We start from the raw sequence: 21757 nt of genomic DNA on the forward strand, positions 1-21757 counted from the left end.
GGCGTTAGAATGGGGTCTGTTCAGTCGGATTGATCCGTGGTTAGCGAGGCATCTACAGGTTGACCGGCTCCATTTTCGGGGTGAGCCAGTGGATGACTAGCCAGGCCAGCAGAAACGAACTGCCGCAAACCAGAAAAATGATGTTATAGCCCACCACGATATTGCCCGAGGCTTTGAATACGTCCAGAATGTAGCCAATAAGGCTTTCGAACAGGACGCCACCAACGGCCCCGGCCATACCACCTAGTCCCACCACGGAACTCACGGCCCGTTTGGGAAACATATCCGACACGATGGTAAAGATGTTGGCGCTCCAGGCCTGATTGGCAGCTACGGACAGACTGATCAGCGAAACCACCACCCACATGTCGGTCGTGTAGCGGGTAATCAGAATGGGGACGACGGCAATGGCCGATACGAGCAGCGCCATCTTGCGGGCTTTGTAAACGGGCCATCCTTTCTGAATCAGCCACGACGACAGATAGCCCCCACCAATGCTGCCAATCATGGTACCTGTGTAAACGATCACCAGGGGTAGACTGGGCTTTTTCAGGTCGAGGTGGAACGAGGCATTGAAATAAGCGGGGAGCCAGAACAGGAAAAAATACCAGATGGGATCGGTGAAAAATTTACCGGCAATGAACGTCCAGGTTTGCCGTAGCCGGAGCAGTTTCCCCCAGGATACGCTGCCGGTTGAAACGTCTTCTACTTCGTTATCGCTGTGAATGTAGTCGTATTCGGCCCGGGTCAGCCGTTTTTGCCGGGCCGGAACGTCGTAAACGAACAGCCAGACCAGCAGCCAGATAAACCCCAGCGAACCCGTAATGATAAACGCGATTTGCCAGCCGTACATCGCCAGGATAAAAGGCACCAGAATCGGACCAACGCAGGCACCAATGTTGGAGCCCGAATCGAAAATCCCGATGGCCAGCGCCCGTTCTTTTTTGGGGAACCACTCGGCCACCGTTTTCACCCCGCCCGGATAGTTCCCCGATTCGCCGACGCCCAGCAAGGCCCGCACCAGACCAAAACCAAATGTCGTACGGACGAACGCGTGCAGAATGGCTGCGATGCTCCAGACACTCACCGAAATAAGGTAACCCAATCGGGTGCCGATGCGGTCAATGACGCGCCCATAGAGCAACTGACCAAAGGCGTACGTTGCCGTAAAGGCCATGACGATGTAGCTGTAATCGGATTCTGTCCAGCTGAAAATTTTCTCCAGGGTCGGTTTTAATAAGCCCAGAATTTGCCGGTCCAGGTAATTGATGGTGGTCGCGGCAAACAGCATGGCGCAGATAAACCAGCGATAAGTACCAATGCGTGTCCGGGTTTGGGTTGTCTCTACCATTCGTATCAAGTTAGTCGGTGTATCGTTCGTTTAGCAGACGCAGCATCTGGACGTTATACGCCCATTGATTAACGGCGGGTTGTTGCCCCAGTTATCACAGATAAAAAGGGGTGTTTTTAGGAAATCACTCGATTTGCGGGTACGTACCCGTAAATATACAAACAATTTTAAGCTTGAAGGGAATTAAGAAAAAACTTGGTTAAAATTTTGGGTATGTACGACCTGGTGAAATGATCTATTGTCTAGTGAACTAGTTTCGATAAAAAGCCTGATTCTCCCGAGTGACAATATCGATTGGCATGTAGTATTCTTTGGCGACGGGAATTGATAGAACCAGATGTTGATACAGCGCCATTATACTGCGGTAGCCCTGATCTTTGGGTTGGTGGCAGATTAGAAAATCGATGATTCCGCTGGTTAAAAAGCGGATGTTTTCGTTTACAAAATCATAGCCAATCAAGAGAGGCTTTTGAATGGACTGCCGACTAGCTAGAAAGCGAGCTACCGAGAACACTCTGGAATTACTAACGAAAACCGCATCAATGCCGGTGTGCGCATCAAATACCTGTTGAAGGTGGTTCGCAATAGACGAAAAATCAGTTTGTTGAATATCGGCTCGCAGAATTGGATACGTCAGTTTATGATCCGAAAAATAAGTTCTGAAACCGCTCTCAATCTGCTTGTACGTAAAGCTATCTATCGACGTAGCAATATTGACAACCAGCAGTTTACTGGTTTCCTGAAGTTTGTATGTGCTTAGTTTTCCGGCCAGATAACCACTTTCAAATAAAGGTGGCCCGATATAAGACAGGCTTTGTTGGCTCGGTATATCGGCGTCTATAAAAATAAAGGGGATACCTTTTGCCTGACAGGCAGTGGTGAATTCCTGAGCTTCATCAACAAATGAAGGGGCTAAGACAACACCATCGATGTGGGAATCCAGAATTCGATTTGTCTGTGTAATAAAGGAGTCAGGGTCATTTAGTTCAAAAAAGAACAGATTTACATTGATTCCATACGATCTAATTTCGGCTTCGGCCTGCCGGATGCCTTGTAAAGGAGCCTCCCAAAAATCTGTCTCCTCAGTGACAGAAGGAATTAAAACAGCAATTGAGATAATCTTTCCCGACGCTAGTCGTCGGGCTAACAGGTTTGGCTGGTAGTTAAGCTCAGCAATGATTTTGTTGATTTTCTCCCGTGTTTTAGCTGAAACGCCAGTCCGGTTATGAATCACCCGGTCAACGGTGGCAATCGCTACGTTAGCTCGTCGGGCTATTTCCTTAACTCCCTGTAATTCCTTTTTTTTCATCAGTTGGGTAGACGGTCAGCACAAGTGACTAAAGGGTATAACCTATTGTAAAGTTCTGCAATAATAACCATTGTCTTGTCCTGAAAACAACCGGAGAGTTTTGTAAACCCGATCCGTGCCTGAGGTTCTGTAGTCTTTACCGTTCATATCAAGTTAGTCGGTGTATCGTTCGTTTAGCAGCCGTAGCATTTGGACGTTGTACGCCCATTGATTAACGGCGGGTTGTCGCCCCGGCATGTAGGGCGACGGGCCAAACTCGGTGGTAATCGTCATCTGCGTAGTGCCCCGCTCTTTTTGCTGATGAATGATTTTGTCCCAGCATTGCAAATGAAAATTGAGCGCATCTCTACTCGTTTCGTCCATTGGATCGAAAACCTGCGGCCCCTGTTCAAAACCGATCCGGGCGTGGATATGCGCCGTATGGGCGATGGCTACATCCACGGCTTCCGGCTGGTCTTGCAGTAAACTTTCGGCTACGGTACACCAGTGCGAAATGTCCAGCGTCAGTTTCAAATTGGGTATAGCCTGTATGTAATCAGCTGTTACGTGCGCGGCAAAGGCAAACCGGCCCCGGTGTGTTTCGTGCGTGATCGGTACGCCGGAATCAGCCTCGATGGTGGCCGCCAGGTTGATCAGCCGACGGTTTTGCTCGAACCGGAAATAATCTTTGCCCGTATGCGAGTTGATCAGTAGGGGACGCATCGCAGCCAGCTTGCTCAGGACTTGTTCGTACGATCGTACATGCGCGTCAAAATCCGACGTTGCCGTTTCCCAGTGCTGTCCAATGAACGCAAGGCTATGTCGTTCAAGTCCAGCGACAAACTCGTCGGCTTCCTGTTCGGGCGGCAATCCCGTTTCAACGCCATCGTAGCCAGCGGCTTTGACCTGGCGAAAAAAATCAGTCCAGCCCGATTGTTTTTGTCCCCAGGTTGTGCAGAAAAAAAGAATCTTCATGCTACGTCTGTTAAAGGGTCAAACAACAACGGATGAAATTGGCCGCTCATTTGGGTGCCTTTCGGAATCGGTATAGCCCCTGGCATCAAGGCGTTATCGGTGTCGGACAACGTACCGTCGGCGAATACGTTCAGGACAACCGCCCGGCGCATACGCTCTGACTTATTTTCGTACGAACCGTGTACCAGCAGGGGGTGATGGAAGGTGCCGTAACCCCGCTTTAATTCAATCGGTACGGGTTTGAATTCCGCTTTTTGCTGGGGCGTCAGGTACTGGTCCAGACCGTTCATGTCACCCGCCAGCTCCGGCTTATCGAGCAATCCCCACCGGTGGCTGCCCGGCACGTAATACAGACAACCGTTGCGCGTGGTGGAATCGTCCAGGCCGATCCAGCAGGTCAGGTGGTGCATCGGAATCGTGCGGGTCCAGTACGAATAATCCTGGTGCCAGGCCACTACGCCCCCGTGTAACGCCGGTTTATAGAACAATTGATCGTGCCAGAAACGTACCGCACGTTCGTCCAGCAACTGACTGGCCGCCATCACAAACGCCGGATTCCAGAGAATGTCGTGGAAACCGGGGGTGATTCGCCAGGCACCCAGCGCATGAAATAGTGTTGCATTCGGATCAGAAGACTCGTTGGCGTAAAACTCATGGAAAAATGCATTACCCGGATGCGCCGGATCAACGATTCCCTGCAATTCACGAGTCAACTCGTCAACCTGGTGGGCATCGAAAAATTTGATGTTACTGACGTAGCCGTATTCCTGATAGTGGCTAATCTGATCATCTGTCAGCCGATATTGATCCCAGTCGGATGCGGTTTCCGGCCAATGGAACAAATCCGTAACGCGTTTATGAATAGTCGAAAGGTCAAGGTAAGAAACAGTCATTGGTTTAGTGGGGTATAAAAAGATTCGGGCGGTTTTACACGAATCAGTTTCCTTTGTCAAACTCTTCGTTTTTCAGTTTTCGGTCACTGGCATTCTGGCGGCCATGATCGAAGCCATTGGCGCGTTCCAGCTCGATCATCGCTTTGGGGCGAAAATTGATGATGAACGCCCGTCGTTTGTTGTCAGTGCAATTCCCCCGGCTGTAATGCAGGGTACGTCCCCCGTGAAAGGTACACGAACCTGTCGGCAATTCCACCGGAACGCCTTCTTCTTCGGTCGCATCGCACATGAGCGCCCCGCCTTTGGCCCCGGCAAAGCGATGCGCCCGCACTTCGTTCAGGTTGGAGCCGGGCACGAACCACATGCAACCGTTGTCGACTTTGGCATCGTCGAGGGCCAGCCAGCAGGTAGCCGCCCGTTTATCGGGTACGTTGAGCCAATAGGCTTCGTCCTGGTGCCAGGGCGTAATCGTATCCGTGTGGGGGGCCTTATCGATCAGCATGTCGAAGTCCATTTCGGAGTCATCGCCGAGCAGTTCTTTGCAAATGGCCGTAGCGCGCTGGTGAAACGGCATGTCCAGAACTTGCGGTACAAAATCGCTGGGCCACATGATCTGGGTGATGTTTTCTTTGCCGGTGTTTGTCCCAATTCCTGCTCCCAGATCCGAGCGGTTCAGCCCGGCGTCAATCCGTCCCGATAAAAAATCATCGTAAATGGCTTTGTATTGTTCTACTTCTTCGGGAGAAACCAGGTTGTAGACAATCAGATAGCCGTTCTCACGGAAAAACTGGACCTGTTCGGGCGTTAAGAGCGGAGTAGTCATGAGCGGGTTCTATAAGTATATTTTGTATTTTTCGTCTCGGGGCAAATAGTTTAGTCAAAAGTAGCGATCGGGCAGAGGTTTGTCTTTCGCTATAGTAGGAACATACAATTTCATACATGGATGATTTCGAAAACCGCTCGACGGCCGAGCGCACCATTATCCAGCTCGATGCATTTAATATCACCGACGTGCACCGACTTGGTCGCTATCGCTACACGCACGCACAGAGTGGCCTGCCCGAGCACGCTCACGAAGGGATGATGGAAATCTGTTACTGCGAAAAGGGATTGCAGGTCTATGCGGTAGACGGGCAGGAGTTTTACGTGAAAGGAGGGGATGTGTTCGTCACCTTCCCCGGCGAGTTGCACGGTACTGCCCACCATCCCGAAGAGAAAGGGGCTTTGTACTGGCTCATTATCAAGGTGCCCACGGAGGGGCCATTTCTGGACTTCGCGGCTTCGGACGCATCGGCGCTGACCCAGGCGTTGCTCACGTTGCCCAGCCGCCATTTCAAAGGCAACCGAACGCTGAAAAAAATACTGGATGATCTGTTTACGCTGTACAAGAATCCTCACGATTCGTTGCGCCGGATTCAGATTATGAACCTGCTGACCAGTTTTTTATTAACGGTGATTCAGTGCTCTCACCAGAGCATGGAATCGCGGCCGTCCGACCAGAAAATTAAGATCAGTCAGTACATTCGCGCCAACCTACACACCAACCTCACCATCGACGAACTGGCCGTCCAGTTGAACTTCTCGGATTCGCATTTCAAGAGCTGGTTTAAAAAAGAGTTCGGTATGCCCCCGGCGGATTACATTCTGCGCTTACGGATTGCGGAAGCCAAAGTCCTGTTGCAACGAACCGGCGACAATACCGTTACGGAGACGGCCTACCAGCTTAATTTTTCATCTTCGCAGTATTTCGCTACCGTTTTTAAAAAGTATACGGGTGTGACGCCAACTGATTACCGCAATTCGCTGGGAAGGGTATTAAAAGCAGAATAGCTTATGAGTGAATAACTCAGGGACGGATGACAAGGTGAACGTAAATAACACCTTGATAACTTGATAATCGTGAGGGTGAAAGTCCCTCTCCCTAATGGGGGTCTTCTTCCTAACGGATCCTGTTGGCGAATCTAAGCAGTGGCATAGTCTTGAGGGATTAATCGTACAAAAGCTGCTTGGCGTGTCCTGGCTAAGGGCACCTCATTCAGCCAGTTGACAAGGCGCCACAGGTTTCCGATTACTTTCCACCCGGAACGAAAATAAGTCAACCTCAGGGAGGTCTTGCTCTATGGGTCGAGTTACCGAACGAACTGAGTACAACCACCCTCTATAAAGTTGCCCTGAAAAAGGGGATAAGCATTGCACCAGGCCGCATGTTTACTTTACAAAATCAATTTCAACATTACATGCGTCTTTGTATCGGTTTGCCGTGGACAGTAGATTTAGGTCTGAAATTGAAAACAACTCGGAAGCCTCGCTAAAATGGAAGCTTAGTAAACTTCTTTCGCTACACTTCCTGTCATCCGACCGGTCCGCCGGTGCGGCAAACATACTGATTTGTAGTTAATTATAGTGCCTGCTCACGCTATGACAGACGAATCCGTTCATTATCATTTGGTTTCAGCCGTGACACCAGTTTCCGCTGGGCTACAGGCTTTTTCTTCCGGCGGTTCCAGTAGATCAAAAATCCGGTAATCGGCAAACTGGTGCAGATAATTCCTCCCAAAAACGTCAGGAATTTGCCGACTGGCCCCAGCCATGTTCCCATGTGCAGAGACCAATACCCATTCTCAATCTGTTTGTACCACTGGGCCTCCTGTGGGCGGTTGACTTCCCGTCCCGTTACGCGATCAACGAAAAAAAAGGCAGGATCATCGGCACTTTTCAAGCCGATTCGTTTGGCTACCACCAGCGTATAAAAACCCGTAGAGTCCGCATTGAATGTGTATAGCTGAGCCTGGGCTTTGTCAGGATATTTCTGAAAGGCCTTTTCGAGAGCCGACCCCAGCGAGGTCGAAGGCTTATCGCCCTGAAAAACAGGGAAGTGTTTCTGAATAGCTTTCAGATCGCCCTTACCCCCAAGAGCCTCGATAGTGAATGTTGCCAGCGGTTGAAACGCAATCAGCAAACCCGTCAGGGTCAGGATAATGGCCATGGAAAGTCCAAAGAAGCCCACTACGTTGTGTAAGTCGTAATTCAGTCGTTTGAACGAAGCCTTCCATTTGACTGTAAAACTGGCATCACGGGTCGCTTTGGTCCATTTGGCAGGCCTCCACAACACCAGGCCCGTGATGAGTTCAATCAGAAAAATGATGGTTCCGATGGCTACGATCCAATCACCGACGCCATGCCAGAGCAGCATGGCGTGCAGGTGAGCCGTAACATAAAAGAAATGAATGGTACTGTCTTCTTTGAGAATTTTCCCGGTGTAGGGGTCCATGAACACAAACCGTAATCCATTCTTCGGGTCGTAGGAATTCATTTTGACCGACCGGGCTGGATCTTTATACACGACCGTATACCCCGGATTCCTGCGTTTGGGATACGCCTTTTTATAGTTGGCGAGTAAGGTCTCGATGGGTAACCGAGTCGATTTGACTTCAGGAACGTATAACACATCCCGGTTAGCAACATCAATGATTTCGTCGCAATAGACAATAATTGTCCCCGTCAGGCAGATGAAAACCAGTAATACGCCCGAAATCAGACTGGGCCATAAATGAATCCAGGCGATGGTTCGGCTAAGCCAGGATTTCCCTTTTTTAGAAGCAGGTACCGTATCTTTTTTCATACTCGTTCAGTGTTGAGAAAGCTGCTTTTTTAGTTGATTGGCTTTTTCGGTCTCTCCCTTCTGCTGGTAAAGGTCAGCCAGTACGGTTAGGGCGTGCTGGCTTTTCGGATAATTCTGATGATTCAGTTCAAAAAAAGCCTGGGCAGCGTCGAGCTTTTTGTTTTTCAGACAGTATTGCCCAATCTCGTCGGTAAGGTATTCGGGTGGGAGGAACGTAAAGCCAAGCTGTCTGGAAAGCCGCTGGTACGATTCCGCGTATAATTTTGGTTTGATGGCCAACTCTTTAACATGCGTCTGGTAGCCATCAAAAATAAATTTCAGGGCATATAACGCCGAGGCTAACGGAACAGAGCCATGGTCTTCATCGGCAAAATACTGGTACTTCCAGCGAAGGTTTTTAGGGGCGGTTTTCTGTAACAAGTTTGCCAGTTTTTGGATGGCCCGAGTATGTTCAGTGGTTGTATCGATGGCCGTATGCTCCTTGTGAGCCAGGCTTACGTAGAGGTTCCTGCCCGCAAACCGGTCTTTCTGAAACGCGTCAGGAACGGTACGTAACAACCGTTCCTGATCCCACCACATACTCGGATCAATGGCTACATAGGCGTTGAATACCTCTGTGTGCTTCAGAAAGGTATTCATGACGGTTAACCCGCCGAAGGAATGCCCGATCAGTATTTGGTAGCCATTGGTTCGGTAGGCCGATTCGATCGTGGGGAGCAATTCCTGGGTTAAAAAGCGAAGGAAATTTTCTCCGCCCCCACTGTTCGGAAAAGAAGCTGACAAGCCGTTGAAGGATTGCAGATCGGCATGGGTAGGAGTTAAATCGCGGGTACGGTCGGTATTAAGAATGCCGATGATGATCATTTCGGGCATACGAGCATACGGCCCCTTACTCAGAAACTGGTTGATACCCGTCAGGGAATGGAAATGGCTGTCACCGTCCAGCAGATAAACAACGGGATACGTTTGGGTGGAATACTTGGCATTACCATAGCTGGCCGGTACATGCACCCAATAGTGCCGCTCTTCCCCCAAAATGGCCGAATGCAGACTTCGTTTTTGACCAAGCACCAACGTCGATGACTGCCCACGGCTCTGCGTTGGAATCGCTATCATCAGCAACAACGTGCCGATGATAGCGATCCATGAAGCTATAAACCTGTTCATGGAGGAATACATTACTGGAATTTGTAGGTAAGATTGGCCACAAACTGCCGTGGAGGCTGAAAAGCACCCCAGTAATCGGCAACGATGTAGTGTTGATTCGTCAGGTTATTGAGTTTGAGGCCGAATCGAAATGAAGGCTGATCATAAAAAACCGTAGCGTCGAACTTGGAAAAGCCATTGATCGTAAACGTGTTTGCATCGTCCAGATAGGACTTACTCTGAAAATTACCTCCCAGACCAGCTCCTAAACCGTTCACTTTCCCCTGCATCACTTTGTAGCTCAGCCAGAAATTTCCGGCGTGAGGAGGAGTGGAATACGGGTGTTTTCCCTGAACGGAAGCCTCGGCTTTGGTATATACGCTTTTGTTATAGCCATACCCCAGAATCAGATTTAGTCCCCGAACCGGGTTGGCAATCAGGTCGGCTTCAAAACCGGTGCTATGCTGGGTACCGTCCTGAATGGAATAGAGTGGATTGGCGGGATCGGTTCGTACTTTGTTGACGACCTGAATATCGTAATAGCTCAGCGTACCCGAAAGCATTCCGTCCAGTAGTTCAGCCTTGATGCCACCTTCAAGCTGGTTGGCCTGTTCCGGCTTGAACGGCGTGGTTGTGGTAGGATTAGCGGCTACAGTACCAGGTGCTACGTTTTTAAAGCCATTCATGTAATTTCCAAAGAGCGAAACTCTGTTCTTCACGATTTGGTAAACAACCCCCAGTTTGGGCGATACCGACGTTTGAGAATAGTTGTCGAACTGGCTCGTATACCGGTCGATGCGAACACTGGCCATCGCCAGAATAGTCTCCGTCAGATTAATCACGTCAGAAGCATAGACACTGTATGTCTGAAAATTACGTTTGTAACTGGAATAGGGTAAGCCTGCCAGTTTTTGTTGAAAGGCCGCATTCGAAATATAGGCCGGAGCCTGGTTTATTTTTACGACGTCATAGGCCCCGATTGTACCCCGCCGATCTGTGGACGTGATCTGCGTATAGTCGAGACCTACCAGCAAACGATTCCGAACAGACCCCCATTTCACATCACTGATAAAGTTCTGCTGAATCTGATTGACCCCGAAGTTGCTCGGTATATTCATCAGCCGACGTGTCAGGGAGGTATCGGTAGTCATCAGCAAAAACAGGTAATTGGCGTTATTTTCGGTACTGGCATACGAAAAGGCCGTTTGTGAAGTCCAGTGTTCCGAAATTTTGTAGGTGGCTTTGGCGAACGCATTGAATACATTAGCCTTACTCTGAATCTCATCCGACGTATAGGAGAACGAAGGGTCCAGATGAAGGTCATCAAAGTTTTTGGCTTTCAACCCAGCACCCGGAGATCCAATGTAGGTGGTGTTGCGGGCCGTTTTAAACAGTTCAAAGTCCAGGTCGAGCGTCAGACGGTCATTCACGGTGTAACGGAAAGCAGGGGCAAAAACAGAAGTATTGGTTTTGCCATAGTCCTGAAAACTACGTTCAGAATGCAGGGCCGTATTGATTCGCATCGATACGGATTTGTTCAGGGCAGATTCACATCGGCCGTCAGGCGACTTAACCCCCAGCTACCCGTGGTATAACTGACCTCTCCTTTGAAAAAATCAAACGGTTTCTTGGTAACCCGGTTGATCAGTCCACCGTAGTTAATCATCGTTGAGCCAAATAAGGTGCTGGACGGTCCTTTAATTACTTCAATACTTTCCAGATTCACCGGGTCTGAAATCGTACTAAAGTTGGTATTCAGGCCATTACGTACCGCTCCGGCGTTTGTACCACTGCTAAATCCACGCATTCGCAGGCTGAGCCCAATTCCGCCCGACCCGACACTCGCTGCAATGGTGTTTAATCCGGGAGCCGATTGCAGGGCTTTTTCAATGTCCGTCGTTAACTGCTCCTTAAGAAGTTCTTTGGGAACGACGGTATACACCTGAGGATTTTCCAGATTCTTAAGCGGCAATCGGGCCACGTCGTCGCTTTGTTTTTCGGCGAATTTCTTAGCGGCTGATACCACTACCTCGCTGAGCTGCAAGGCAGCCGTTTGAAGCGAGATGACAGGTTTTATCGTTTGACCAGCTTCCACCGTTACCGATTGTACTAGCGGAGCATGGCCCAGCAGAGAAATAGTCAGCGTATACGTACCAGGAGCCAGAGAGTAAAATACAAACACACCCTCCTCATTGGTAACAGCCACTTTATTAAGCGGGGTAATGCGAACGGGGATGTTTGCAATTGGCTGCCGATCTTCTGTAAGAACGTTGCCTTGAATGGACAGGAATTTTCCAGACTGAGCTATGCCCGATATACTTAATCCCAGCAAGCCAATCAGAAGTACATATAATTTTTTCATAGATACGTGATTTTCTCAAAGGAGACACTACCAGCGGCATAAGTCATGCCTAAAAACCTGCCAACATCACTGCTGCATGAGTCAGTGTTATGTCCTTTGTTTAGACTAATTCTAATTAATTTTATACTTTCGCAAAAGTAGATGAGTTTTTCTCCGAGGAGGTACCGCCAAACGGAGCATTTATGCCGAAAAAAGATGATGCGATCAATCTATAGAAGCGAAGACTTCACTGAGCTGATTATCGTGAAAGAATACCCGGAAGGTTTAGGAACAACACAGGGGCTGATTGAACGGACTCGTATTTTGCCTTATCCTACCCTTCAGGGAACAACCCACGAAGTACTCATGGAAGGCATTCGGGTGGTGCATCGAGATCAGTGGATGAGTAAACCCCTGATCATCGAGGTCGATCATAACTTTCCTTTTCTGAAGATGCAGTTTGAGCTGGAGGGGCATTCTGATTTTCTTCGCCAGACTAAAGATTGCCTGAACACCCTTATTCTGAATGGCAGGCATCAGTTATTTTACTTCCCTGAAGTGAAAGGTCGTCTTTATTACCCGGCCTGTCATCGATACACCCTGGAAATTCTGCTCGAACCGGCGTATTTAAAGAAGCTATTCCATCAGGACTTAAGCATTTTAGGAGCATTTGGTACCCATCTGGTACAAAACAGGCCCACTCAATTCTGCACCGAATGTTTGCCGATCACTCCATTGATGAAGCAGACAATCCTGGATTTTATTCATTGTCCTTACGACGGCATGTTGCGAAAAGTGTATCTGGAAGCCAAAATTCTGGAGTTGCTGACGCTGCAAGTCGATCAGTTCAACCAGCATAATCAGGGTAATTCGTACGCTCCTTTACCTAAAAAAGAGGTCGAAAAATTGCATTTTGTGAAAGAGTGGCTGGACAATAATCTGGATACGACCTTCTCGCTATCGCAGATCGCTGAGCTGTCAGCCTTGAATGAGTATAGCCTGAAGAAAGGATTTAAACAGCTATTCAAGAAGACCGTATTTGGGTACCTGACCGATTTACGGATGCAACGGGCCAAACGGCTTATTGGCCAGCAACACAGTACCATTGCTGAAATTGCCTATTCTGTTGGTTACAAAAATCCGCAACATTTTACAACCGCCTTCAAACGAAAATTTGGCTATTTACCCCGCGAGTTAAAGGGATGAGCGACTTTAAACCAATGACTTGAACTTTTAGCAAGCTTCCCAGTTTAAATCCACTTATTCAGCCTTAGTAACATTAGTAAGGATTAATGCTCAGGCCCTGAGTCGTCGATTTGTTTCTGGGCAATTTCTTTGCGGTGTTTAGTCGTAGCTGATTTTAACCGGTCCATCAAATGAACAGGCAGATCCAGCGGATAAACAATAATAAACGCCCTGCCAAATCGGCCATTCTTCAGGTAGATTCCGCCATTGGGCTCCCGTTCGGGGTAGCCATAATATTATATTCATTATTGGGCGTAAATCGTGTTTACGCTTGCGTTTAAGCCGATTTAGTGGGGCCATCCTGGAAAGACCAGAAGTGGCCGGCTATGGCCGGTGAGGGGTATGCGGCTGCGGACTTCCAAATCGATTGGAACATCCAACAGGCCACCTACCCCCAAGGGCATCGCTCTCAATCCTGGGCCCGATTGCAAGAAAAAGGCCAGCTTCGTGTCTGGATCCGGTTTTCTCAAAAAGACTACAGACCTTGTGGGGATCGTTCAAAATGTACCCTGACCAAACGTCGTAGCCTGGCAGTCAAGCCAATTAGTCCCTACTGTATAATCATCGGGCAGGCATTGAAGGCACTCTTTCGCAGGGTGTGCGTGGCTTTGGGATGCGACGCTCGCGCTACATTGACCTAGCCAAAACGCATCTACAAAATGTCTTTATTGCCACGGCGATGAATTTGTGGCGCCTTGTCGACTGGCTCAATGAAGTGCCAATCGCAAAAAACCGTCAGGCCACTTTTTTGCGATTGATGCCTCTAATAACGACCTAAAGGGAATTCGCCAACAGTATCCGTTTGGAAGAAATACCCCTTTATGAGATCCGTCCGTGTCATCTCAGACACGGAAAACAAAAAACGCTGGCCCTATCAGAGCCAGCGTTTTGAAAACACTATCCACACCAATATATGCCGAACTTGCCTTAGCATACATGAATAAAGATCCGTACGTGAAAGTCCGGCCGACTGTGGCAGGGCAACCGGAAATTTATCAGCCGAACGGGTCAGCAATCCGGGTAAGTTGTAGGGATAATGAATAGTATTTGACCTGAAGCGACTTTAGATGCGGTATACATCTTCAGGAGAAACAAAACGTATGGATCAGGTCAAATGGGGTATTATTGGTTGTGGCGACGTTACCGAATTGAAAAGTGGGCAGGCCTTTAATAAAGTGCCTAATTCAGCGCTCGTAGCCGTTATGCGGAGAGATGCCGAAAAGGCCGCCGATTATGCCCGGCGACACCACGTGCCAACCTGGTACGACGACGCCGAAGCGCTCATCAACGACCCCAATGTGAATGCAGTTTACGTGGCGACACCTCCCGATAGTCATGCCGATTATGCCATTCGGGCGATGCGGGCCGGAAAACCCGTGTATGTCGAAAAACCGATGGCGCTGAATTCGGCGGAGTGCGAAGCGATGAATCAGGTAAGTCGCGAAACGGGCGTACCGCTGTTTGTGGCTTTTTACCGACGGGCGCTTCCTTATTTTCTGAAGGTAAAGGAACTGATCGACCAGAACGTTATCGGTGCTATTCGGTATGTTCATGTTCAGTTGAACTGGCAACCGAAAGAGGGCGAAACCGATGAGCAACCCCGACTCGGCTGGCGCGTATCTCCCGAAGTTTCGGGTGGCGGTCATTTCCACGACCTGGCTTCCCACCAGTTTGATTTTCTCGAATTTGCCCTTGGACCCATCAAAACCGCTACCGGCATCGCCCGGAATCAGGCCGGATTGTATGCTGCCGACGATATTGTTACCGCCAATTTTGAATTCGAGTCGGGCGTAGTGGGAACGGGCAACTGGTGCTTTACGGTGAACAAGGAACAGCGCCTGGAACAAACCCAGCTTGTTGGTTCAAGCGGGAAGATTACGTTTTCTTTTTTTGAGAATTTTGTCATTACTGTCGAGACCGAAACGGGTTCTGAACTACATACGGTTCCGTTTCCGGAACACGTCCAGCAACCACTTATTGAACTCATCGTGAATGAACTCAGGGGCGGAGAAAAAAGTCCAAGCACGGGAGAAACCGGCGCGAAATCCAGTAGCTTACTGGACTGGATAACCGCCCGATAACCTACTTTATACAGTCATCCGCCGACCAAACGACCAATACCAGTAGCCGAGCGCGCCCGTCCACGTCAAGGCCAGCCAGATTCCGACGGGTAGGCCGAACATAATGGCCAGTAAACCGCCAATGAAGCTGGCCAGCACACCCGACAACCAGCGTTCAGGCAGAGCCGCATACCCATACGCCAGACTATGCAGGAGGAGAATGCCGCCCCAGCCCGTTAGCCAGAGCCAGAAGACATAATCGAGCGGAATACCCGCGGGACAATTTCGTACCAGAATCAGTAATTCGGGTAGCCAAAGAAGCCCGTACATAAGCGTATACCGAGCGAAACGCTGCCACCAGGCTAGTGGGAGATTTTGCAGAAAAAGCAGATACTGCCGCTCGAACAGGCTCACCTGGCCACCTACCTGCGAATGTCCCAGCACGGCCAGTAACAGGCCAATAAGCAGTAATCGCTGGTCGTAGTCATCGGTCGGATACAGGCGGCAAACGCCAGCGAGCAGTAGGCCCGAAAAGGTTTTGGTTAACAGCAACGAGAGGGGTTCGTGCCGAAGCCAGTACGTTGGAAAAAAAAGTTCGTAGGGCAGCTTTAGGGTTAGATGGGGTAAACGGAGGGCGTTTGGGTTCGGGTGTCGCAGTCGATAATCAGCCATGCCGACTCCCATTCCGATCAGCGCTACGTTGACCAGTACAATAGCTGCCAACGAATCCCAGTGCCTATGCTGAGCCGCTAGCTGAAGCATCCAGCCAGCATATCCAAGAACCGGAGCAAACAACGCCGTTTGAACAGCAAGCCAGAGGAGCCAGCGGTTGGCTGTGGGAAGGAGCCAGAACGTTTGCAGGAAAAGGTGTTCGGGAGCCGTTAATGTCTGCCTGACAAACGCAATGGTTTTTAGTAAATACAAGCCCCACAAGCCGAAGACAAGCGCCAGGAAAAATGGCGATCCAAGCGCGGCCAGAATGAGCGCCTTGTGTTCAACCGCGCTCAAAAAGCCGAAGGCCACTAGAATCAGTACCAGAAAAGTGCCTGCGTTTTTGACGTAGAACGCACGAACAAAAACCTTGTTTAGAACCGCCAGCATCGTCGATTAAGTTGCCCGTGAAATGACGCCGTGACCAACCTGCCAGACGCCCGTTAAGGTCAGCCCCGTCAGGCTAATATCCTGGTGGGAGGTGAGCAGAAACGAAACGTTCTGTTCGGAGCCGAGTTGCCGAATATAGGCAAACAGCTTTTCGGCCGTGGCAACATCCAGCGTCGTTAGGGGTTCGTCGAGGAGCACCAGGCGAGGGGTTCCCAGAAATGCCAGTAGCAACGACAATTTCTTAAGCATGCCGCTCGAAAACTGGCCTGTTGGTTGTGTCCAGAAAGCGTCGACCCCCAACGTTTTGGCCAGTCGATCGATCTGTCCGGCGGGGGCTTTCTTGGTTTTTCCAACAAAGCCAGCCAGATCCCGGGCCGTCAGAAACGAAGGGTAGAGCGGCTCGGCTTCCGCGTAATTTACCCGAAGACGATAAGCTACCGGATCACGGTTGATCTCGAACTGGTCTTCCAGTAAAATTTGCCCGGAGAAGGGTAAAAGGCCCGCGACCGTCCGGAAAAAAGTCGTTTTCCCGGATCCGTTTCCACCGCGGAAATAATGAACGCCCGGCGGCAGATGAAGTGCAGGTACGGTCAGAACCGGATGACCGTTATAGGATTTGGTAAGGTTCGAGACGGTGAGCAAGTGTCGACTGGTGGATTGTGAAGAATGTGTAACTGATTCTACCGAGTTCCGTGAAGTCCGTTACTTATAACGGACTCGTGAGGTTTCTCAAAACCGAACTACAGGAGTCGTTCGGTTTTGAGAAACCTTAACAGGCAGGTTTGAGAACCTGCCCCCACTAACTCGACTCTACAGAGCTTAGCCATTGCTTACCATTTTACACTTACGCGAACGCCCCCGATGCCATTCCGGGCTGGTGCTGCATTGAAATAGCGATTGCCCACGGCGTTCAGGTCGTAGCCTAATGAGTAGGTTCTGTTGAGCAGATTGTCGCCACTGGCGTAGACGTCAAGTAGCCAGCTTTTGCCCAGTGCGTGCCGAAACCCGAGCGTAGCCTGGAGTAGTTGCGTGGGGTCAGACAGGACGGTATTGGCATCGTTCAGCGAAAATTGGTTTAGAAACTGATACGTTACATGCCCGTAGAAACCAGCTTTCGTTTCCGCGTCGATGCCCGTTACATTGGTCGTTGGCGCAACGCCCGGCACTTTGTTGTTCGAGAGGTCGGCGCTGCCCTGCTGATAATCGCGAAACCGGTAGTTGGTGAATGTCAGGCTATTCCACAGGCGAAGCAGCCGAAACAGCCCCGATGGGGAGGAGAAATAAGCGGGCGGCAGGAAATCATAACTGAGCTGCGCTTCCAGACCCTGCTGGTCGGTACGGCCCGCATTGACAAAGAATTCGGCACCCGCTGCATCCGACCGGCGAACGATGGTTTCGCGCAGTTTGAATTGGTATACCGCCACGTCGAACCGAAGCCGACTGCTGAGGGCCGAACCCCGCAACCCCACTTCATAGCTTGTTCCCCGTTCGGGGTTGAGTGTTGTGTTGAAGCCCCCCGCCGATGGGCGAACCTCCTGGCTGGAAGGCGCTGAATAGCCCGTACTGATGCTCACAAAAGCTGCGATGTTCTGCCCGAACGTGCGGAGCAAGGCCACTCGGGGTAGCCAAACGGGTGAGAAATTCCGGGCGAGCAGCGTTGCCGGCAAAGCGCCAACGGCTCGTGTTGGAAAGCGGGTGAAACCATACCGAACATCGTTGCGACTCAGGCCCGCCGTCAGCCGAAAGTGAGCGGGTAACTCACTTTCCGATTGCAGAAAAACCGTCGACTGGCGGGCGGTCAACTCTTCGTCGGTCTGAATAGTGTCAGCGATGCCGCGCCGATTCCCGAAATTGCGATCGACCGTAAAATTGCGCAGGTATTCGGCGCCAACCGTCACGACGGTAGGAATGGAGCTGGTGGCCAGTCGAATCTGGGTAATCGTCCGGCCACCGAGGCCCTGATCGGTCCGTTTCTCGTAATTCGTGATGAATGGATTCGCAAAGTCGGTCGTAGAGCCGTAAATAACGGTCGTGTTCTGAATCCGGTCGTTCCAGCGGTATTCGTGCGAAAAACCCAGATACCCCACTTTCTGGTAAATGCCTGCCTGCTGTTCGGCACTGCCGGGTAAGGTGGCCGTGGCCGGACGGGCAGCCCGTGGATTGGCCCGGAACTGAGCTTCGTTCAGGCCGCCGGGGGTTTGGTAGTGAAGGTCTGAGTAGAGGGCCAGCACTGAAATGGTTCGTTTGGGACTGACGGCAAACGAGCCGATCAAACTCAGGTTATCACGCACAACGGCACTCTGATCCCGATAGCCGTCAGATTGTAAATGGTTATAGGTAAGCGATATGGCGGAATTATTTTTGCCCGTCTGCAGCGAAAGGCCATTGCCATACAGGCCGTAACTACCGCCCAGGGCCGAGACTTCTACGCTGCTTCTACCTGCCGGAACACCCAGGCCACTGAACAGAATGGTACCACCGGTTCCGGCTCCGTACAAGCTGCCCGATGGGCCTTTTATAACTTCAGTTCGCCCTAACGCCCGCACGTCCAGGGCATTCAGGGGAGTATTACCACCCGCATCAGTCAAAGGAAGTTCATTCCAGTAGGTTTTGATGTTCCGAACGCCAAACGGGGAGCGGATCGCGCTTCCCCGAATCGCCAGCCGGTAGCTACCGGGTGAGCGTTCATCAGCCCGGACACCCGGCAAAGTATTCAGGGCGGGTACCAGCGTAGGTGTGCCAAAGCGCTGGTTTAAATCCCGGCGGGTGAGTAGTCCTACCGAAGCAGGCGTTTCCAGCAACCGCCGATTGGTAGCGTAGCCACGCACCACGACTTCATTTAATTGGAGTGTATCCTCCTCCAGTGACGACGAAGGGGTTTGGGCAGCCAGGGGTATCTGAAAAAGAAGAAGGCAAACGAAAGAAGCGATCAAGGGTAAACGATTGAGCATAACACGACAATATTAATCGTACAAAAGTACGTGCTAACGATGGGGAAATAAGGGTATGCCGCGAGTTTCGCCCGATTAAAAACAAAAATCCTGACCCAGCCAATAAGCGATTACTTCGGCAGCCGTACGCGATACAACCGAAAGGGATAGGCTACCTTATCCTCACCGTTGTTATACCGTTTGGTTCGCTGAATTTGAGCGGCCGTCACATATAGATAGCCATCAGCGCCGATGCCGAAACTATCAGGCCACAGCAGGCGATCATCCTGCACCAACGTTTTCAGTTGTTTATCCGGCGTAAAGTAACGTATGGCTTTGTGGGGCGAATCGGTCAGGTAAACGTTGCCCGCTTTGTCGGCGATCATGCCGTGAGAAACACCCGTTTCGCCCATCACCTCCACGTGTGAAGCGAGTTGAGCGGGTGTCAACGCCGGGTCGACCAGGTAGTTCGTCGCGATGCGATAAAGCTTCGTTTGAGTAATGGGCCTGAAATACAGAAAGTTGAAGTCATGCGTGAGGGCAATGCCGTTCACATTGCTTCGAAACGGGTTGCCTTTTGTATCGCGCACCTCTTTCCCGTCAATGGTAAGCACGAAGGCCGGATCCGCCTGGGTTGACTTATCATTTTCGAGAACCGTCCGGCTTTTCCCCGTTTTTAGATCCAGCACCACGATGGCTGCCCGGCCGGGATCGGATAAGTACGCCATTTGTCGGCGGGTATCTACCTGAACATCGTTCAGGCCGGTGCGCTCACGGGGCAGGTCCTCGAAACGGTAAATTTTCTCCACCTGGTTCGTTGACAGGTTTATTTTGAGTAGTTTGATGCCGTCGGGCAGCGCGCGCTGACCTGCCGGGCTGGCGGGGTCGAGTACCCACAGCGCATTGGTTTGGTCAACGAATAAAGCCTGCACATTGATGAACCGGTTTTGCGGATTCAATGAATCCCATTGGTTCCATTCCGCATTTGGGTAAGGGCGTCGTGGGTCAGCGCCTGGGTTCCGGGTGCTGATTTCAGCCAGCCCGTACGTGTAGTTTTCAGGATTCTTGGGAAATGTCACAAAAATGCGGGCTGGTCGGGTAGGGGTTGGCTGCGAAACCCCCAGACCAATGGGCTGATGCTTACCAAAATCAGCGACGGTTTCCAACCTGGGAGCCTGGTTCGATTGCCCCTGACTTATGAACGGAAGGAAAAAAATAACGGAAACGAGAAGTCTGAATCGCATGCGTTGGTAATAGGCTGGTAGTTCATACAAGGTAACAGCCCAATTTCGGGAAGGTTTCGAAAGAAAGGAACCGGCAATCGTTTCCCCATCTGGCCGAGGAGTTGAGTGGCCACCGCTCTGGGAAATCCCGCTGATTACTCCTCTCATTTCGTAGGCAGAGATTGGGAGAATAGGCTCAATTCAGTGGTTTATTTGTTCCTTTTTCGTTATATTTGTTTCAAATCAAGCGGTTTGCTGGCCCGGACGTTAAGGTCAGCGGTTTTTCACTTTCACTAGCTGTTACCTTGACATTTCAGGAATTTAATCTCCACGACGACCTGCTGTCCGGCGTGGACGCCATGAATTACATTAAGGCCACTCCTATTCAGGAGATGGCTATTCCAAAAATCCTCGAAGGGCGCGACCTGATTGCCAGCGCTCAAACCGGTACGGGCAAAACGGCGGCCTACCTTATTCCGCTCCTCGACCGGATCTCGCACACGGACCACGATCATACCAGCACGCTTATTCTGGTGCCTACCCGCGAGCTGGCCAAACAGATCGACGAGCAGGTAGAAGGATTTGGCTATTTCGTTCAGGCCAATAGCATTGCCATTTATGGGGGTGGAAAGGGCGACGACTGGGACAAGCAACGCAAAGCCCTCGAAACAGGCGCCGATATTATTATTGCGACGCCTGGAAGGCTCATTGCCCACATGCAGCTAGGCTACGTCAAGTTCGATAAAATTGACTACCTGGTGCTGGATGAAGCCGACAAAATGCTCGATATGGGTTTTTCTGACGATATTATGAATATCGTTGAGAAAATTCCGGCCAAGCGTCAGACGCTTCTTTTCTCGGCCACGATGCCCAATAAAATCCGGGAGTTCTCGAAGAAATTACTGACAGACCCGGAAGAAATAAGACTGGCCGTATCCAAGCCGGCAGCCGGTATTGACCAGCAATTTTACCTGGCGTTCGACAACCAGAAATTGCCGTTGCTGGCGCACCTGATCACGAACAGCACAAAACCTGTTCAGAGCATGGTGCTGTTCACGTCGCGTAAAATGGAAGTAAACAGCATTGTGCGGGCGTTGAGCAAGCTGGGTTACGATTCGCGGGGCATCAGCTCGGATCTGGAGCAGGATGATCGGGAGGTCGTGCTGCGGGATTTTAAAAATAAAGTGTTCCCGATCCTGGTCGCTACCGATGTGTTGTCTCGGGGTATCGATATTGATAACCTGACCCATGTGGTTAACTACGATATTCCGCGCGACGCCGAAGATTATGTACACCGGATTGGTCGAACGGCACGGGCAGCCACGACCGGAACCGCCATTACGTTTATCAGCGATCAGGACCAGAACCGCATTGTCAACATCGAAAAACTCATCGAACGGGAGGTTGACAAACTGTCGATCACCGAAGAGTTAGGCATGGGTAAATCGCCCGTGTTCGATCCCAAACGGTTCAGCGGACTTCGTGGCAAAGGAGGCTCGGGCCGGACCGGGCGCGATAACAGAAAACGCCGGGATGGCGGCCCTCTCCAGGGCGGCCCTCTCCAGGGCGGCCCTCGAGAGGG

Annotated in this window: 19 protein-coding genes; 5 read left to right on the forward strand and 14 right to left on the reverse strand. The window is 50.7% G+C overall.

Annotated features, from left to right (window positions below; all coding sequences use genetic code 11):
• Positions 1-52: 52 nt before the first annotated feature.
• From ACYU8Y_RS05890 to ACYU8Y_RS05910, 5 genes are all read right to left on the reverse strand, one after another.
• Positions 53-1351, reverse strand: coding sequence for an MFS transporter (locus ACYU8Y_RS05890; RefSeq protein WP_460935143.1), 1299 nt, complete (start codon positions 1349-1351; stop codon positions 53-55).
• A 250-nt stretch (positions 1352-1601) separates the two neighbouring features.
• Entirely contained in the window at positions 1602-2660 is a 1059-nt protein-coding gene (locus tag ACYU8Y_RS05895; protein WP_460935145.1) for a LacI family DNA-binding transcriptional regulator, read from the reverse strand.
• Positions 2661-2813: 153 nt separating this feature from the next.
• On the reverse strand, positions 2814-3614 hold the full coding sequence (locus ACYU8Y_RS05900) for a sugar phosphate isomerase/epimerase family protein (RefSeq protein ID WP_460935147.1): 801 nt from the start codon (positions 3612-3614) through the stop codon (positions 2814-2816).
• Positions 3611-4507, reverse strand: a complete 897-nt coding sequence (locus tag ACYU8Y_RS05905) for a phytanoyl-CoA dioxygenase family protein (protein ID WP_460935149.1) — start codon at positions 4505-4507, stop codon at positions 3611-3613. Before ACYU8Y_RS05905 ends, ACYU8Y_RS05900 begins: the two co-directional genes overlap by 4 nt.
• 43 nt (positions 4508-4550) lie before the next feature.
• The gene (locus ACYU8Y_RS05910) at positions 4551-5330 is read right to left on the reverse strand and encodes a phytanoyl-CoA dioxygenase family protein (protein ID WP_460935151.1); all 780 of its coding nucleotides are present in this window, start codon (positions 5328-5330) and stop codon (positions 4551-4553) included.
• Between the two features lie 116 nt (positions 5331-5446).
• On the opposite strand from ACYU8Y_RS05910, the gene ACYU8Y_RS05915 reads away from it, so the two are divergent.
• Positions 5447-6337: an AraC family transcriptional regulator gene (locus ACYU8Y_RS05915; RefSeq protein WP_460935153.1), complete on the forward strand. Its 891-nt coding sequence runs from the start codon at positions 5447-5449 to the stop codon at positions 6335-6337.
• A 586-nt stretch (positions 6338-6923) separates the two neighbouring features.
• Here the strand turns inward: ACYU8Y_RS05915 and ACYU8Y_RS05920 are convergent.
• The 4 genes from ACYU8Y_RS05920 to ACYU8Y_RS05935 are packed head-to-tail and all read right to left on the reverse strand — an operon-like array spanning position 6924 to position 11637.
• Positions 6924-8129 carry a PepSY-associated TM helix domain-containing protein gene (locus tag ACYU8Y_RS05920; RefSeq protein ID WP_460935155.1) on the reverse strand — a complete coding sequence of 402 codons (1206 nt, stop codon included), beginning with the start codon at positions 8127-8129 and terminating at the stop codon, positions 6924-6926.
• A 6-nt stretch (positions 8130-8135) separates the two neighbouring features.
• On the reverse strand, positions 8136-9296 hold the full coding sequence (locus ACYU8Y_RS05925) for an alpha/beta hydrolase-fold protein (protein WP_460935157.1): 1161 nt from the start codon (positions 9294-9296) through the stop codon (positions 8136-8138).
• An 11-nt stretch (positions 9297-9307) separates the two neighbouring features.
• Positions 9308-10798, reverse strand: a complete 1491-nt coding sequence (locus ACYU8Y_RS05930) for a TonB-dependent siderophore receptor (protein ID WP_460935159.1) — start codon at positions 10796-10798, stop codon at positions 9308-9310.
• A gap of 14 nt (positions 10799-10812) precedes the next feature.
• On the reverse strand, positions 10813-11637 hold the full coding sequence (locus ACYU8Y_RS05935; RefSeq protein ID WP_460935161.1) for a carboxypeptidase-like regulatory domain-containing protein: 825 nt from the start codon (positions 11635-11637) through the stop codon (positions 10813-10815).
• A 195-nt stretch (positions 11638-11832) separates the two neighbouring features.
• Between ACYU8Y_RS05935 and ACYU8Y_RS05940 the strand changes: the two genes are divergently transcribed.
• Positions 11833-12822: a helix-turn-helix transcriptional regulator gene (locus ACYU8Y_RS05940; protein WP_460935163.1), complete on the forward strand. Its 990-nt coding sequence runs from the start codon at positions 11833-11835 to the stop codon at positions 12820-12822.
• A 138-nt stretch (positions 12823-12960) separates the two neighbouring features.
• Here ACYU8Y_RS05940 and ACYU8Y_RS05945 read toward each other — a convergent pair whose 3' ends face one another.
• Positions 12961-13161, reverse strand: a complete 201-nt coding sequence (locus tag ACYU8Y_RS05945) for a transposase (RefSeq protein ID WP_460935165.1) — start codon at positions 13159-13161, stop codon at positions 12961-12963.
• A 313-nt stretch (positions 13162-13474) separates the two neighbouring features.
• On the opposite strand from ACYU8Y_RS05945, the gene ACYU8Y_RS05950 reads away from it, so the two are divergent.
• Together ACYU8Y_RS05950 and ACYU8Y_RS05955 are read left to right on the forward strand one after the other, a co-directional pair.
• Positions 13475-13639 (forward strand): hypothetical protein, encoded by a 165-nt coding sequence (locus tag ACYU8Y_RS05950; protein WP_460935167.1) that lies wholly within the window; start codon positions 13475-13477, stop codon positions 13637-13639.
• A gap of 322 nt (positions 13640-13961) precedes the next feature.
• The gene (locus ACYU8Y_RS05955; protein ID WP_460935169.1) at positions 13962-14942 is read left to right on the forward strand and encodes a Gfo/Idh/MocA family protein; all 981 of its coding nucleotides are present in this window, start codon (positions 13962-13964) and stop codon (positions 14940-14942) included.
• Between the two features lie 6 nt (positions 14943-14948).
• On the opposite strand, the gene ACYU8Y_RS05960 is transcribed toward ACYU8Y_RS05955, so the two are convergent.
• The 4 genes from ACYU8Y_RS05960 to ACYU8Y_RS05975 form a co-directional block, all read right to left on the reverse strand.
• Positions 14949-16022, reverse strand: coding sequence for a hypothetical protein (locus ACYU8Y_RS05960; RefSeq protein ID WP_460935171.1), 1074 nt, complete (start codon positions 16020-16022; stop codon positions 14949-14951).
• A 6-nt stretch (positions 16023-16028) separates the two neighbouring features.
• Positions 16029-16664 (reverse strand): ABC transporter ATP-binding protein, encoded by a 636-nt coding sequence (locus ACYU8Y_RS05965; RefSeq protein ID WP_460935173.1) that lies wholly within the window; start codon positions 16662-16664, stop codon positions 16029-16031.
• Positions 16665-16852: 188 nt separating this feature from the next.
• A complete protein-coding gene (locus ACYU8Y_RS05970; RefSeq protein WP_460935175.1) occupies positions 16853-18973 on the reverse strand; it encodes a TonB-dependent receptor in 2121 nt (706 codons plus the stop codon).
• Positions 18974-19083: 110 nt separating this feature from the next.
• Positions 19084-20343, reverse strand: a complete 1260-nt coding sequence (locus ACYU8Y_RS05975) for an SMP-30/gluconolactonase/LRE family protein (protein WP_460935177.1) — start codon at positions 20341-20343, stop codon at positions 19084-19086.
• A 191-nt stretch (positions 20344-20534) separates the two neighbouring features.
• Between ACYU8Y_RS05975 and ACYU8Y_RS05980 the strand changes: the two genes are divergently transcribed.
• On the forward strand, positions 20535-21757 hold a 1223-nt coding region (locus ACYU8Y_RS05980), incomplete at its 3' end, for a DEAD/DEAH box helicase (RefSeq protein WP_460935199.1).

The sequence above is a fragment of the Spirosoma humi genome, from assembly GCF_054776575.1.

What these genes read in the sequence shown, in the direction of transcription:
- ACYU8Y_RS05925 (WP_460935157.1), bottom strand. Translation starts at nt 9,296, where the DNA reads ATGAACAGGTTTATAGCTTCATGGATCGCTATCATCGGCACGTTGTTG.
- ACYU8Y_RS05945 (WP_460935165.1), bottom strand. Translation starts at nt 13,161, where the DNA reads ATGGCCCCACTAAATCGGCTTAAACGCAAGCGTAAACACGATTTACGC.
- ACYU8Y_RS05905 (WP_460935149.1), bottom strand. Translation starts at nt 4,507, where the DNA reads ATGACTGTTTCTTACCTTGACCTTTCGACTATTCATAAACGCGTTACG.
- ACYU8Y_RS05955 (WP_460935169.1), top strand. Translation starts at nt 13,962, where the DNA reads ATGGATCAGGTCAAATGGGGTATTATTGGTTGTGGCGACGTTACCGAA.
- ACYU8Y_RS05915 (WP_460935153.1), top strand. Translation starts at nt 5,447, where the DNA reads ATGGATGATTTCGAAAACCGCTCGACGGCCGAGCGCACCATTATCCAG.
- ACYU8Y_RS05910 (WP_460935151.1), bottom strand. Translation starts at nt 5,330, where the DNA reads ATGACTACTCCGCTCTTAACGCCCGAACAGGTCCAGTTTTTCCGTGAG.
- ACYU8Y_RS05890 (WP_460935143.1), bottom strand. Translation starts at nt 1,351, where the DNA reads ATGGTAGAGACAACCCAAACCCGGACACGCATTGGTACTTATCGCTGG.
- ACYU8Y_RS05935 (WP_460935161.1), bottom strand. Translation starts at nt 11,637, where the DNA reads ATGAAAAAATTATATGTACTTCTGATTGGCTTGCTGGGATTAAGTATA.
- ACYU8Y_RS05920 (WP_460935155.1), bottom strand. Translation starts at nt 8,129, where the DNA reads ATGAAAAAAGATACGGTACCTGCTTCTAAAAAAGGGAAATCCTGGCTT.
- ACYU8Y_RS05940 (WP_460935163.1), top strand. Translation starts at nt 11,833, where the DNA reads ATGATGCGATCAATCTATAGAAGCGAAGACTTCACTGAGCTGATTATC.
- ACYU8Y_RS05930 (WP_460935159.1), bottom strand. Translation starts at nt 10,798, where the DNA reads ATGCGAATCAATACGGCCCTGCATTCTGAACGTAGTTTTCAGGACTAT.
- ACYU8Y_RS05900 (WP_460935147.1), bottom strand. Translation starts at nt 3,614, where the DNA reads ATGAAGATTCTTTTTTTCTGCACAACCTGGGGACAAAAACAATCGGGC.
- ACYU8Y_RS05970 (WP_460935175.1), bottom strand. Translation starts at nt 18,973, where the DNA reads ATGCTCAATCGTTTACCCTTGATCGCTTCTTTCGTTTGCCTTCTTCTT.
- ACYU8Y_RS05895 (WP_460935145.1), bottom strand. Translation starts at nt 2,660, where the DNA reads ATGAAAAAAAAGGAATTACAGGGAGTTAAGGAAATAGCCCGACGAGCT.
- ACYU8Y_RS05975 (WP_460935177.1), bottom strand. Translation starts at nt 20,343, where the DNA reads ATGAGAGGAGTAATCAGCGGGATTTCCCAGAGCGGTGGCCACTCAACT.
- ACYU8Y_RS05950 (WP_460935167.1), top strand. Translation starts at nt 13,475, where the DNA reads ATGCGACGCTCGCGCTACATTGACCTAGCCAAAACGCATCTACAAAAT.
- ACYU8Y_RS05960 (WP_460935171.1), bottom strand. Translation starts at nt 16,022, where the DNA reads ATGCTGGCGGTTCTAAACAAGGTTTTTGTTCGTGCGTTCTACGTCAAA.